12 protein-coding genes and 1 tRNA gene are annotated in these 13,386 nt (G+C 42.3%); 4 read left to right on the top strand and 9 right to left on the bottom strand.

Annotation, left to right across the window (positions count from 1 at the left end; translation table 11 throughout):
• Positions 1–342: 342 nt before the first annotated feature.
• From WMO65_RS23755 to dnaA, 9 genes are all read right to left on the bottom strand, one after another.
• Positions 343–430, bottom strand: a tRNA-Ser gene (locus WMO65_RS23755).
• Between the two features lie 85 nt (positions 431–515).
• The gene (locus WMO65_RS23750) at positions 516–1,232 is read right to left on the bottom strand and encodes a lysophospholipid acyltransferase family protein (protein ID WP_033143165.1); all 717 of its coding nucleotides are present in this window, start codon (positions 1,230–1,232) and stop codon (positions 516–518) included.
• 36 nt (positions 1,233–1,268) lie between these two features.
• Entirely contained in the window at positions 1,269–1,856 is a 588-nt protein-coding gene (locus tag WMO65_RS23745; RefSeq protein WP_033143166.1) for an LptM family lipoprotein, read from the bottom strand.
• Between the two features lies 1 nt (position 1,857).
• Complete coding sequence (gene gyrA / locus WMO65_RS23740) at positions 1,858–4,362, bottom strand: DNA gyrase subunit A (protein ID WP_148392062.1); 2,505 nt, start codon at positions 4,360–4,362, stop codon at positions 1,858–1,860.
• 89 nt (positions 4,363–4,451) lie between these two features.
• Positions 4,452–6,380 (bottom strand): DNA topoisomerase (ATP-hydrolyzing) subunit B, encoded by a 1,929-nt coding sequence (gene gyrB / locus WMO65_RS23735; RefSeq protein ID WP_033143168.1) that lies wholly within the window; start codon positions 6,378–6,380, stop codon positions 4,452–4,454.
• Positions 6,381–6,430: 50 nt separating this feature from the next.
• A complete protein-coding gene (recF, locus tag WMO65_RS23730; protein WP_148392061.1) occupies positions 6,431–7,510 on the bottom strand; it encodes a DNA replication/repair protein RecF in 1,080 nt (359 codons plus the stop codon).
• Positions 7,511–7,547: 37 nt separating this feature from the next.
• Positions 7,548–7,757: an RNA-binding S4 domain-containing protein gene (locus tag WMO65_RS23725; protein WP_033143170.1), complete on the bottom strand. Its 210-nt coding sequence runs from the start codon at positions 7,755–7,757 to the stop codon at positions 7,548–7,550.
• Positions 7,758–7,789: 32 nt separating this feature from the next.
• Complete coding sequence (dnaN, locus tag WMO65_RS23720; RefSeq protein WP_033143171.1) at positions 7,790–8,902, bottom strand: DNA polymerase III subunit beta; 1,113 nt, start codon at positions 8,900–8,902, stop codon at positions 7,790–7,792.
• A 286-nt stretch (positions 8,903–9,188) separates the two neighbouring features.
• Positions 9,189–10,544, bottom strand: coding sequence for a chromosomal replication initiator protein DnaA (gene dnaA, locus WMO65_RS23715; RefSeq protein WP_033143172.1), 1,356 nt, complete (start codon positions 10,542–10,544; stop codon positions 9,189–9,191).
• 717 nt (positions 10,545–11,261) lie between these two features.
• Between dnaA and rpmH the strand changes: the two genes are divergently transcribed.
• From rpmH to WMO65_RS23695, 4 genes are all read left to right on the top strand, one after another.
• On the top strand, positions 11,262–11,396 hold the full coding sequence (rpmH, locus tag WMO65_RS23710; RefSeq protein WP_033143174.1) for a 50S ribosomal protein L34: 135 nt from the start codon (positions 11,262–11,264) through the stop codon (positions 11,394–11,396).
• 51 nt (positions 11,397–11,447) lie between these two features.
• Positions 11,448–11,810: a ribonuclease P protein component gene (rnpA, locus tag WMO65_RS23705; RefSeq protein WP_033143175.1), complete on the top strand. Its 363-nt coding sequence runs from the start codon at positions 11,448–11,450 to the stop codon at positions 11,808–11,810.
• Complete coding sequence (yidD, locus tag WMO65_RS23700; RefSeq protein ID WP_081960513.1) at positions 11,791–12,000, top strand: membrane protein insertion efficiency factor YidD; 210 nt, start codon at positions 11,791–11,793, stop codon at positions 11,998–12,000. Before rnpA ends, yidD begins: the two co-directional genes overlap by 20 nt.
• A gap of 105 nt (positions 12,001–12,105) precedes the next feature.
• The gene (locus tag WMO65_RS23695; RefSeq protein ID WP_081960514.1) at positions 12,106–13,377 is read left to right on the top strand and encodes a YidC/Oxa1 family membrane protein insertase; all 1,272 of its coding nucleotides are present in this window, start codon (positions 12,106–12,108) and stop codon (positions 13,375–13,377) included.
• The last annotated feature ends 9 nt before the right edge of the window (positions 13,378–13,386 follow it).

Genomic DNA, 13,386 nt, shown 5'->3' with positions numbered 1-13,386 from the left:
AGTTATCAAGGTTCCTGTCAGTTTTTGACAGCTTTGATATTTTATCATATCGTTTTGAGCTTGTCAAGAACTTTTTTTATTTTTTATAGAAGTTTTTTTCTTCTGTCGAATGTTGTCGTTTTTGCGACAGCCATATTAGATTATCACATCTTTTCTGACTTGTCAACAACTTTTTTAACTTTTTTCAAAATATTCGGAAGTTTCATTTCCAATATTTTAAAAATCCGTTACCAGTTGTTTCCATATCGCTTTTGCAGCAACTTTGATATCTTATCATATCTTTTGTCGCTTGTCAACAACTTTTTTTCATTTCTTTTTCACTTTAAAAAGTAAAAAAGAAAACGGAGAAGGAGGGATTTGAACCCTCGCACGGCGCAAACCGTCTACACCCTTAGCAGGGGCGCCTCTTCAGCCACTTGAGTACTTCTCCAACGCCTGAATAATTGTTCTTTTATTCAATTGTGCTCATTTACGTGAGCAAAAATTATTATAACCAATGAAATGACATTTGTCAATCACTTTTTCTCATTTTTTTCAATAACTTTTTCAATTCTGCTTTTTACTTCCGCAGCAAGCTCCACGGATTTCATATTTTTGTACTCTTCATAGCAGATCGGCTCCAGAAAATGCACCTGTACTGTCACCTTTTCTATGGATTTCGTATCAAATGGCTTATAGGCGTCAATCAGAGCCACCGGTACAACGGGACACTGTGCCTTCATTGCGCTTTTAAAGCTCCCGCCCTTGAACTCGTGTACATGATTGGGATCCTTTGTCCTGGTGCCTTCCGCAAAGATCAGATAGTTCCTGCCCTCTTTCACCTCTTTTGTCACCTGTATAATAACTTTCATAGCCTGCTTAACATCATCTCTGTCAATGGCATATGCCTTCATACAGGCAAATACCTGCTTTAAGAACGGTATATTCTGAATCTCCTTTTTCATAACAACAGAAAAAGGTCTGGGACATGCTGCCATGATGGAAAGAACATCAAACAGACCCTGATGATTTGGAAAGAACATAAATCCGTTTTTCTCAGGAATATTTTCCTGTCCATGCACATCAATGGTAACTCTTCCGCCCTTAATGGCGCGGCTGTCTATAAAACGCAGTACCTTATAACGTTCTTCTTCTGTATATTTGTCTACATGACTGGCATAGTAGCACAGTTTGAACCACATATAAGGTACCAGAAGGATATTATATGCGACCATCAGCAATATTCTTTTCATAACATGAATTCCTCCGGCATGTTACTGCCTTCCCAATTATTTTGTCATCTCTTTTTTCAGATTTTCCTCAAAGTTGGGATTTTTCCTTACGAATTTCTTATAATCCTTCTCGTAGGTCTTATACTCTTCCGTCTTCATAAACTTTGCAAATTCCTCACTGGAGATTTGACTCATCTCATCTGTGACATCCTTTGCCGGCACTACATGAAACTTTTTGTCTTTCTCCTTCACAAAGTACATGGACATAGAAGGGATTTCCAGAGCTTCTGACTTTTTGTCATCCTTATCCTTTTTCACCAGATTGTAAATAGCATAAACCAGGTCATAACCGTTAAAATTCCCCAGGGATTCACATTTGGTGAAGTCCACCTCTGATGCTCCGTAGGCCTTAAACTGTTTCATATTATATTTTATTTCCTGCGTGATCTCATCCGCGCATTTTTTGTCAGGGTCCAGGCCGAGGCATTTTTTTGCTGCCTCGGTGTCCCCTTTCTGATATGCATTTACAATAGATTTCGTAACGCTTTCCGGTGATTTCGTGCTTACCTTAACGCCGCATCCGCTCAAAGAAAACATAAGCACTATCACCAGAATGCAACATAGAAGCCCTTTTAATCTACGCATTTTACTCTCCTTGGTTCTCTTCTGTCTGGGAATCTGCCTCTGCGGACTCCGCGCTTTCACTTTCTTCCTTTTCTCTCACCTTTGCAATGCTGGCAACCGTCACTCCCTCGTTCAGGTCCATAAGCTTCACTCCGGATGTAATTCGTCCCAGAATAGAAATTGTACTGCACTCCAGACGGATCACAATTCCCTCTGTGGTTATCAAAAGAATATCATTTTCCTCATTGACTGCTTTTACTCCGATCACATTACCTGTCTTCTCTGTGATCTTATAGCATTTTACACCTTTTCCGCCTCTGTTCTGGCAGGTAAATTCGCCTACAGAGGTTCTCTTGCCCATACCATGCTCAGAGACAATCAGCAGATAATCCCCCTGACAGTTGAGCTGCATGCCAATGACCTCATCCTCCTCAAGCAGATTGATACCGCGCACACCCATGGATACACGTCCGGTACTTCTTACATCTGTCTCGTGGAAACGGATACACTGGCCGAATTTTGTTATAAGGATAATATCCTTCTTGTTGTCCGTAAATTTTACTTCAATCAGCTCATCGTCCTCGCGGAGGGCAATAGCCGCAAGACCTGTCTTACGCACATTACTGTAATCTTCAATAGGCGTTTTCTTTACAAGGCCGTTTTTCGTTGCCATAAACAGATAATTTCCCTGTTTAAATTCATTGATGGGGATTACCGCTGAAATCTTTTCCTCCGGCTGCAGAGAAAGCAGGTTGATAATGGCAGTACCCCTGGCTGTCCTGCTGGCTTCCGGAATCTCATATGCTTTCATACGGTAAACACGCCCCATGTTGGTAAAGAACATGAGGAAATGGTGGGTAGTGGTCATCAAAAGCTCCTCAATGTAGTCGTCATCAATGGTGCTCATGCCCTTGATTCCCTTACCGCCTCTGTTCTGGCTGCGGAAATTATCAACAGTCATTCGCTTGATATATCCTAATTTTGTCATGGCAATAACTGTGTTTTCCTTTGGAATCAGGTCTTCCATGGAAATATCAAATTCATCGTATCCGATCGAGGTCCTTCTGTCATCCCCGTATTTATCAGATATGCCCAGAATCTCCTCACGGATCACACGGAGCAGAAGGTTTCTGTCCGCAAGAATAGCCTTTAACTCCCGGATTTTTTTAACCAGCTCATTATACTCGCCCTGAAGACGGTCTCTTTCCAGACCTGTCAGTGCACGCAGCCTCATGTCTACAATCGCCTGGGCCTGGGCATCTGAGAAGCCGAATGCCTCCATAAGGGAATCCTTTGCCTCCTGTGTGGTCTTCGATGCACGGATGATACGGATAACCTCGTCAATATGTTCCAGGGCTTTTAACAGACCCTCCAAGATATGTGCACGTTCCTGTGCTTTGTTCAGGTCATACTGTGTCCTTCTGGTCACAACCTCTTCCTGGTGGAGCAGATAATGCTTAAGCATTTCCAGAAGGTTCATGACCTTAGGCTCATTGTTCACCAGTGCCAGCATGATAACGCCGAATGTATCCTGAAGCTGTGTGTGCTTGTAAAGCTGGTTCAGGATCACATTGGCATTGGCATCCCTTCTCAGCTCAATACAGATACGCATGCCTTCCCTGTTGGAATGGTCGTTAATGGCCGTAATTCCGTCTATTTTCTTATCCCTTACAAGTTCTGCCATCTTCTCGATCAAACGCGCTTTATTGACCATATAGGGCAGTTCTGTGACAATGATCTGGCTCTTGCCGTTGGGCAGTGTCTCAATATCTGTGATAGCCCGCACTTTGACCTTTCCGCGGCCTGTGCGGTAAGCCTCCTCGATTCCCCTTGTACCCAGGATCATGGCTCCGGTTGGAAAATCAGGCCCTTTTATAATGGACAGGATTTCCTCCAGCTCGGTTTCCCTGTCTTCTTCAATAATATTGTCAATGATTCTTACAACAGCAGAAATAACCTCCCTCAGATTGTGGGGCGGTATATTGGTAGCCATACCAACAGCAATACCTGATGTACCGTTCACCAGAAGATTGGGGTATCTGGACGGCAGAACCAGGGGCTCTTTCTCTGTCTCGTCAAAGTTCGGAGCAAAATCAACTGTGTTTTTATTGATGTCCGCCAGCATTTCCATGGAAATCTTGCTCAGGCGGGCCTCTGTATACCTCATGGCAGCGGCACCGTCACCATCCACAGAACCAAAGTTTCCGTGGCCGTCTACCAGAGGATATCTGGTGGACCAGTCCTGTGCCATGTTAACCAGTGCCCCGTAAATGGAGCTGTCACCGTGGGGATGGTATTTACCCATAGTATCCCCCACGATACGGGCACATTTTCTGTGTGGTTTGTCCGGACCGTTGTTCAATTCTATCATGGAGTACAGAATTCTTCTCTGTACCGGCTTCAGACCGTCCCTTACATCAGGCAGTGCCCTGGATGCAATAACACTCATGGCATACTCAATGTAGGACTCCTCCATCTTTTTCTGTAAGTCCACTTCCTGGACTTTATCAAAAATATTATCTTCCATTTAGCTTCTCCTTAACTCCGCTTCCGTCGTCCGTTCCCTCATTCTGCAGCAAAACAGATCATCGCTGTCTGCCCGGCTGACCCATGAGATCAAATATCGAGATTCTTAACATATTTTGCATTCTCTTCTATGAATTCACGCCTGGGCTCAACTTTGTCTCCCATAAGTGTGGTGAATGTCAGATCTATTTCAGATGACGCCTCATCGTCCATGGTGACTCTTAAAAGAATCCTGCGTTCCGGATCCATGGTGGTCTCCCAGAGCTGTTCTGCGTCCATCTCTCCCAGACCTTTGTAACGCTGGATCCTGTTGTTGCCGTCACGTCCGATCTCATTCAGTATCTCATCCTGTTCCTTCTCGGAATAGGCATAGAAAACTTTTTTATTCTTCTCAATTTTAAACAGCGGCGGTTTTGCCAGGTATACATGTCCCTGTTTTATAAGCTCCGGCATAAAACGGTATAAAAACGTTAAGAGAAGGGTGGCAATATGGGCACCATCCACATCGGCATCGGTCATAATGATGATTTTATTGTAACGAAGCTTACTGATATCAAAATCTTCGTGAATGCCGGTTCCGAAAGCAGTGATCATGGCTTTGATCTCGGCATTCGCGTATATTTTATCAAGTCTTGCCTTCTCCACATTCAGAATTTTACCTCTCAGCGGAAGAATGGCCTGTGTTGCACGGCTTCTGGCGGTCTTGGCGGAACCACCGGCGGAATCTCCCTCTACGATGTAGATCTCACATTTGGAAGGATCTTTGTCCATACAGTCAGCCAGTTTGCCCGGAAGGGACATTCCCTCCAGCGCAGACTTTCTCCTTGTCAGTTCTCTGGCTTTTCTGGCAGCATCTCTTGCACGCTGGGAAAGCACGGATTTCTCAATGATCGTCTTTGCAACAGCCGGATTCTGCTCCAGGAAAATTTCAAGCTGGCCGCTCACAACATTGTCCACTGCTCCCCTGGCCTCACTGTTGCCCAATTTCTGTTTTGTCTGCCCCTCAAACTGCGGGTCCTCTATCTTAACACTGATAATGGCTGTCAGACCTTCACGGATATCCTCTCCTGAAAGATTTGACTCACTCTCTTTTAAGATTTTATTCTTTCTTGCATATTCATTAAAGGTCTTGGTGAGGGCATTTCTAAATCCCACAATATGGGTTCCACCCTCAGGCGTTGTGATATTATTTACGAAACCATAAGTATTTTCTGTATAGGAATCGTTGTGCTGCATGGCAACTTCCACCACCACGCCGTCCTTTGTCCCCTCAAAGTAAAGAATATCTTCATAGAGTGCGGAATTACTTCTGTTCAGGTACTGCACGAACTCCTTGATACCGCCCTCATAGTGGAAAATGACTTCCTTTGGTTCCTCATCTCTCTTGTCCACAGCAATGATCTTCAGTCCTTTTGTCAGGAAGGCCATTTCACGGAACCGGTGTTTGAGCGTACTGAAGTCAAACACAGTCTCTTCAAATATTTGGGGGTCAGGAAGGAAGGTCACCATGGTTCCCCTCTTATCCGGATCACAGTCACCGATCACTTTTAATTTATAAATAGTTTTTCCACGCTCATAGCGCTGACGGTATACTTTTCCTTCATGAAAAATGGTGACCTCCAGCCATGTGGAGAGGGCATTCACAACAGATGCGCCAACACCGTGAAGACCGCCGGATACCTTATATCCCCCGCCGCCGAATTTACCGCCGGCATGCAGAATCGTAAAAACAACCTCAACCGCCGGAATGCCGGCTTTGTGGTTAATTCCAACCGGAATACCGCGGCCATTGTCTATAACCGTGATAGAATTATCCTCGTTTATAGATACTTCTATGGTATCGCAATAACCGGCCAGCGCTTCATCTACCGCATTATCTACAATCTCATACACCAGATGGTGCAGACCTCTGGCGGAGGTACTGCCGATATACATACCAGGCCTTTTTCTTACAGCCTCCAGTCCCTCAAGTATCTGAATCTGATCTGCTCCATACTCTGTTTTAATCTCTGTGCTCATGCATTTCCTCCTGTTTACCGGCAATGCTCACCGGTTTTCCACTGGTCGTCTCAGGGGGCAACTGTCCCCTCCACCACTTTAAACAATTTATTGATTTCAAATCTTTTATTGACAAAATCATCCAAACCTGTACAGGTTATCATAGTCTGCACATTCCGGATACTGTCCAGCAGGTAATTCTGCCTGCCTGCATCCAGTTCTGACAGAACATCATCCAGAAGAAGGATCGGAACATCCTTTATCTTCTTCTCCACCAGATAGATCTCTGATAATTTCAGGGATAGGGCGGCTGTGCGCTGCTGTCCCTGTGAACCAAACTTACGGATATCAATGTCATTTATTCTAACACACAAATCATCCCTGTGTGGTCCGGATGAAGTATTTCTGAATTTAAAATCTTTTTCCCGGTTTTTCCCCAGCTGTTCGTAGAACTCATCGCTCTTTACATTCGGCTCATAAACCAGTTCAATCTTTTCTTTTCCGCCTGTTATGCTGCTATGTATCCCTCCGATAATATCGTTTATATCACGGATAAATTCATGACGGCTTTCAATGATGGATCTTCCGTAACGTACCAGCTGTTCATCCCACACATCCAGAGTGGCCGCCAGACCGCTTTGAAATCCAATGTCCTTCAGCAACTTGTTCCTCTGATTCAGAACATGGTTATAACTGGATAAATCAGATAAATACACCTTATTAAGTTGACATAACTCGGAATCAATAAATCTTCTTCTCTCACCGGGACCGTTCTTGATAATATTCAGATCCTCGGGTGAGAAAAATACAATGTTGACAATTCCGAACAGCTCACTGGCCCTTCGGATGGGAATACCGTCAATGGCTATGCCTTTGGCTTTATTCTTTTTCAGATGCATATCTATTTTATGGGATATGCCGTCCTTGTTCACAAACATTCTGATATGGGATTCATCCTGTTCAAACCGGATCATCTCCCTGTCTTTGCTGCCTCGGTGTGATTTCGTGGTACCGCACAGGTATACAGCTTCCAGAATATTCGTCTTGCCCTGGGCGTTGTCTCCATAGAGAATATTCGTTCCCTTGTCAAACTGCAGGGACAAAAGATTGTAATTCCTGTAATTTTTCAGTTCTATAGACTCAATATACATGTAAACACCTGTTGTTGGGATTATAGGATTAGTAAAATTATTTTACTATCTTGATTTCCTGTCCGTCATAAGTTACCAGATCCCCGTCGTAAAGTTTACGTCCTCTTCTGGTATCGGTCTCACCATTGACTTTTACGAGACCGTCCTGAATGACATATTTGGCTTCAACCCCGTCTTCCACAAGATTTGCGGCTTTCAGGGCCTGGCCTAACTTAATAAATTCATCTTTTAATTTGATTATTTCCATTTTTTCTCTCCTAACGGCTTTCAAACCCGTTTTTATCTGCTGACAGCGTTAAAGTTTACAGGAAGGATCAGATAAATATACTGCTCCTCGTCATCCCTGATAAAGCAGGGTGCCTTCGGATTCATGAGATAAATGCTGACTTCCTCGTCATCAATGACTTTCAGTGCATCTATCAAAAACTTGGGATTGAAACCGATGAGAATATCTTTTCCCTCTTTTTCAATATCAATGTCCTCTTTCATGGAACCGATCTGGGAATCAATGCGCAGCTCCATGGAGCCATCCTCAATGTGGATGATAATTGGTTTTTTATCTCCCTCTTTCACAAGAAGGGTTGCCCTGTCGATACAATCCAGAAATTCTCTTTTATTAATTTTAACTTTTGTCTCATAATCACTGGACAGCATCTGGTCAATCTTAAAGTAATCTCCCTCGATGAGACGGGATACTACCTTGGTATTATCAAATTCAAACAAGATATGGTTCTCTGCGAGATAGATATCCACCATATCTTCCATTTCACCGGATAAAATCTTACTGATCTCATTCAGTGTCTTACCGGGAACCACTACTTTTTTATCTGCGCACTCCTCCTTCAAGGCAATTTTTCTGATGGAGATCCGGTGTCCGTCAAGAGAAACAACTCTCAGCATATTGTTTTCAATCTGGAAAAGTTCACCTGTCATCAGTTTATTGTTCTCGTTGGCTGCAATGGAGAAAATAGTCTGTCTGATAATTTCTTTTAAAGTAAACTGCGAAATCCGTACACAGTCATTTTTTTCAATAAACGGAAGATAAGAAAAATCTTCTCCTGATTTTCCCGGAATATTGAACTTGGCTTTTTCACAGGTAATCAGTGTGTTCAGTTTTTCATCTGTTGTAATGGTAACATTATTATCCGGGAGCTTTCTGACAATCTCGGAAAATATCTTGGCATCCAGTGCGATGATGCCTTTTTCTTCTATAGTACCGTCGACGATTGTTTCGATTCCCAGTTCCATATCATTGGATGTGAATTTTATCTCGTTTGCAGATGCGTCAATGAGAATACATTCCAGAATGGGCATGGTTGTTTTTCCCGGTACGGCTTTCATGGCAATATTTACACTTTTTAATAGTTCTGATTTTGGACAAATTAATTTCATGATGTGTATAACTTCCTTTCTGTGCAAAAGTGGCTTTATCTATAAAATAATTAAAAGAAATCCGCAGTCGTAGCCTTAGGGGATGTGAATTTGTGAATAACCCTCGAAACCCGCATAAACTGCGGCTTTCACCGTATGGATAACTTTGTGGGTTAACGTTGAAGTTCAAGTGAATAAGCTGTTGATAAATGAGGCGCCCAAAACCGGGGTTCACGTTATCAACACTTATCCACATGAAAGTCACTGCTTATTCACCTAAGGTTGTGGATAGTGTATACCTTAAAGATTACTTGGCGGGATTTATCTTTTTCTTCAATATATCTATGATTTCTCTGGTGGCGTCGTTTTCCTCCACTTCCCGCTCTATTTTATTTATGCCGCTCATGATGGTCGTATGGTCACGTCCGCCCAGGCTGTCACCGATGATCTTCAGCGTAGTCTCTGTCATGTGGCGGCACAGGTACATGACAATCTGTCTTGGATATGCTATTTTTGAACTCCTTTTGTTTCCGGTCAGGTCTGAAGGAGTGAGATCAAAGTGTTCTGCTACTATATTAATAATGAGTTCCGGTGTTATAGTTCTCTTCTGGTTTGGGGATATGATATCTTTCAATACTTTTTCTGCCAGAGCCAGATTGATCTCCCGGTTCTCCAGGTTTGCATATGCCATGATCTTGTTCAGAGAACCTTCAAGTTCACGGATATTTGACTTTACATTCTGTGCGATATACTCGATGACCTGGTCGTCAATCTGGTATCCGTCCAGCTCCTCCTTCTTTCGGAGGATAGCCATTCGGGTTTCAAAATCAGGTGAGGAGATATCCACGATCAATCCCCACTCAAACCTGGAACGAAGCCGGTCCTCCAGGATTTCCATATCTTTCGGAGGCTTATCTGAGGAGATAATAATTTGCTTTTTGGCTCCGTGCAGGGCGTTGAAAGTGTGGAAAAATTCTTCCTGGGTGGATTCCTTTCCTATAATAAACTGTATATCATCGATCAGCAGTACATCTATGTTCCGGTATTTTTCCCGAAACTTGGACATAGTTGAATTATTGCCGTTACGGATGGATTCAATCAGTTCATTGGTAAAATATTCACTGGTCACATACAAAACCTTGGACTGCGGTCTCTTCTGCAGCACAAAATGTGCGATGGAGTGCATCAGATGGGTCTTTCCAAGACCAACACCTCCATATATAAAGAGGGGATTATACACTTCTCCCGGGGATTCTGCAACGGCGACGGAAGCTGCGTGTGCCAGTTTGTTATTGCTTCCGACTACAAACGTGTCAAAAGTGTATTTTGGATTTAAGTTGGCTTTTTCAATACTTTCATTTACTGCAGCGGAAGATACGGGGGTATCCGCCGTTTCCGGCGGCACGTCATCCGGTAAGATCAAAGCAATTTCATAGTCTTCTCCCACGGTCTCTGTAATTGCCACTTTTAATGGAAGAAGATATTTGTTGGCAATATAGTTAATACCGATCTGCCCTGTGGGGACAATGATGGTTACGGTGTCCCCCTCCACTTTGTGGACTGTCAGGGATTTCAGCCAGGTATTAAAAGAGACATCAGATAACTGATGCTCCGTTTTTATCATATTTAATATGTCTGTCCATTTTTCCTGTATTAAATGCATTTTGAATTCTCCCGATATGAAATAATTATTTCAATCCACATTTTGAGTTAAAAAGTCAACTCAAAATGAAATCTTCCTCTTTGTACAAGCACACAACAATAGAAAGTACGCGTCTGCGGACTTTCTATTGCAAAAAAACGTATTATTATCTATATATTATAATAAAATAGAATTTTTAGCAATGAAAAAATATTTCTAAACAGAAATCCACAAGGTTACGTTAATAATGTGGATAAAACCGTGTGGAAAATGAGGATTGTAAAGTTAAAAACATTGTGGAAAAAGAGAGATGTGAGAAATGTGTATAACTTTATTTACATCTTCCACATGGCGAAAATATGGATAAATCAAGGCTTTTTTGTCGAAAAAGGCAAAAAAGCGTGGGGAAAACGAAAAAGTTATCCACAAGTTATCCACAATTTGTGGATAACGTTACGTAAACCAGAAATGTGTGAATAACTGTGGGGATAATCATTTCAGGGATATGGTCCAGGGAATACTTTCCACAGGTCAGTATTTTGGAATGTGGAAAACGTGTGAATACACGGATTTCAGCCTATTTTCGTGATAAATATATTTAAATAAAAAAATAAAATATATCTTGACGAATCAGGGGTTTACGAATATAATTGAAATGATGTTTTCTATCATGCATAATCATAGGAATACTATCTGAAACAATAGATAGATATTTGGTTTAAAGGAGGTGCCTGGAATATGAAAATGACATTTCAGCCAAAAAAGAGAAGCAGATCCAAAGTTCATGGATTCAGAGCAAGAATGAGCAGTAAGGCCGGAAGAAAAGTTTTAGCTGCAAGAAGATTAAAAGGAAGAAAAAGATTATCAGCTTAAGACCGCAGATATGTGGTCTTTTCTTCTCTTCTTTTCATTAAAGGATGGTTTATGAAGTATTCGGAATCGTTAAAGAAAAACAGAGATTTTCAACTGGTTTATAAAAAGGGAACATCATTTGCAAATCGTTACTTAGTTATGTATGTGTTAAAAAACCAGTTGGACAGAAACAGAATTGGTATATCCGTAAGTAAAAAGGTAGGCAACAGTGTTGTGAGACATCATTTGACCAGGCTTCTCAGAGAAAGCTACCGATTAAACGAAGAAAAATTCAGGTGCGGATATGATATTGTTGTAGTAGTCAGGGTAAATGGAAAGGATCAGGGATTCCATTCCATGGAGAGTGCGCTTTTGCACTTAGGTAAGTTAACAAAGACCATAAGAAGTGAAGAGAATGAAGACAGTATTGATTAAGATGATTCGGCTTTATCAGAAATATTTATCCCCGTTAAAGAGAACCCGTTGTCCCTATATACCCACGTGTTCTCAGTATGGATTAGAAGCAATTGAGAAGTATGGTGCAGTAAAAGGTAGTTTATTGGCTTGCTGGAGAATATTAAGGTGTAATCCATTTTCAAAAGGCGGATACGATCCGGTACCATAATTGTTGTTTTATCTTGTTAGGAGATAATTATGCACCGCCGTTTTCTTAAAAGGCGGAATGCTTGAGAGATGAAGGTGACAAACCGGCTATAAGGAGGAAAATATTTTGGTTGCGTTGCTAACAAAGAGTACAATGCCGATTGTAAAATGGGTCGCTGAAGTAATGGGCTGGCTGATGAACGGCATTTACAGTATCGGGGTCACAAACCTGGGCCTCTGCATTATTTTATTTACGATTATTATTTATATGTTCATGACGCCTCTGCAGATCAAACAGCAGAAGTTCTCTAAGATGAATGCAGTCATGTCCCCGGAATTACAGAAAATAAACAAGAAATATAAAGGCAAAAAAGACCAGAACTCACAGATGAAGATGCAGGAAGAGACCATGGCCGTATATGAAAAGTACGGTGTATCTCCTACAGGAAGCTGTCTGCAGATGGTTATTCAGATGCCTATCTTCTTCGCTCTGTACCAGGTTATCATCAAGATGCCGGGATACATCGGAGGAATTAAGCACATGTTCGATTCCGCAGTTGTTAAAATCACAAATGTTGACGGATATGTGGGAATCATCACGGAATTTATTAAAGAGCATGGTATCAGAAGTTATAGCTGGCCCACAAATGGCAAGGGTGTAAATGATAACCATGTCATTGACTTTTTATACAGTCTGTCCCCCTCCCAGTGGGCAGATCTTGGCGATGTGGACAAGTTCAGCGGTTTTGCGCAGACCTTGAGTGACACTGCGGGTAAAATCCATCCCATGCAGAATTTCCTGGGACTGAACATAGCGGACACACCGCTTTCCCTGATCAAGACAGGATGGAGTGAGCACACGTATCTTCTGATCGTTGCTGCGATCATGATTCCGCTGTTGTCCTGGCTGACTCAGATGCTGAACTTAAAATTAATGCCCACAGCAGCAACAGATGACACAAACAGCCAGATGAATGCCACAATGAAGGGTATGAACACTTTCATGCCTCTGTTTTCCGCTTTTATCTGTTTCTCATTCCCTGTAGGTATTGGTATCTACTGGATCGCCGGTTCTGTGATCCGCTGTGTACAGCAGCTTGTCATCAACAGACATCTGGACAATATGAATATGGATGATTTCATTAAGAAGAACCAGGAAAAGATGGCTAAGAAGCGTGCAAAAGCAGGACTTCCGCCGCAGAAGATCACGCAGCAGGCCAAGATGAATGTAAGAAACATTGAGGAGCCGAAGAAGACAACAGCTGAGGACAGAAATGCTGCAGTTCAGAAATCTACCGAATATTACAAGAATGTGCAGAATGCAAAACCGGGAAGTTTAGCTTCAAAGGCAAACATGGTTGCTCAATTTGATCAGAAAAACAAATCTAAGAAGAAGTAGGGGTAAGGG

The organism is Blautia caccae (assembly GCF_040095955.1).
Classification (GTDB): domain Bacteria; phylum Bacillota; class Clostridia; order Lachnospirales; family Lachnospiraceae; genus Blautia; species Blautia celeris.
This window is presented reverse-complemented; position numbering and strand designations above follow the sequence as displayed.

Bases quoted from the DNA above. Each gene is read 5' to 3' on its own strand.
- dnaA (WP_033143172.1), bottom strand. From the start codon at position 10,544: ATGCATTTAATACAGGAAAAATGGACAGACATATTAAATATGATAAAA.
- gyrB (WP_033143168.1), bottom strand. From the start codon at position 6,380: ATGAGCACAGAGATTAAAACAGAGTATGGAGCAGATCAGATTCAGATA.
- rnpA (WP_033143175.1), top strand. From the start codon at position 11,448: ATGAAGTATTCGGAATCGTTAAAGAAAAACAGAGATTTTCAACTGGTT.
- WMO65_RS23745 (WP_033143166.1), bottom strand. From the start codon at position 1,856: ATGCGTAGATTAAAAGGGCTTCTATGTTGCATTCTGGTGATAGTGCTT.
- yidD (WP_081960513.1), top strand. From the start codon at position 11,791: ATGAAGACAGTATTGATTAAGATGATTCGGCTTTATCAGAAATATTTA.
- recF (WP_148392061.1), bottom strand. From the start codon at position 7,510: ATGTATATTGAGTCTATAGAACTGAAAAATTACAGGAATTACAATCTT.
- gyrA (WP_148392062.1), bottom strand. From the start codon at position 4,362: ATGGAAGATAATATTTTTGATAAAGTCCAGGAAGTGGACTTACAGAAA.
- rpmH (WP_033143174.1), top strand. From the start codon at position 11,262: ATGAAAATGACATTTCAGCCAAAAAAGAGAAGCAGATCCAAAGTTCAT.
- WMO65_RS23750 (WP_033143165.1), bottom strand. From the start codon at position 1,232: ATGAAAAGAATATTGCTGATGGTCGCATATAATATCCTTCTGGTACCT.
- WMO65_RS23725 (WP_033143170.1), bottom strand. From the start codon at position 7,757: ATGGAAATAATCAAATTAAAAGATGAATTTATTAAGTTAGGCCAGGCC.
- dnaN (WP_033143171.1), bottom strand. From the start codon at position 8,902: ATGAAATTAATTTGTCCAAAATCAGAACTATTAAAAAGTGTAAATATT.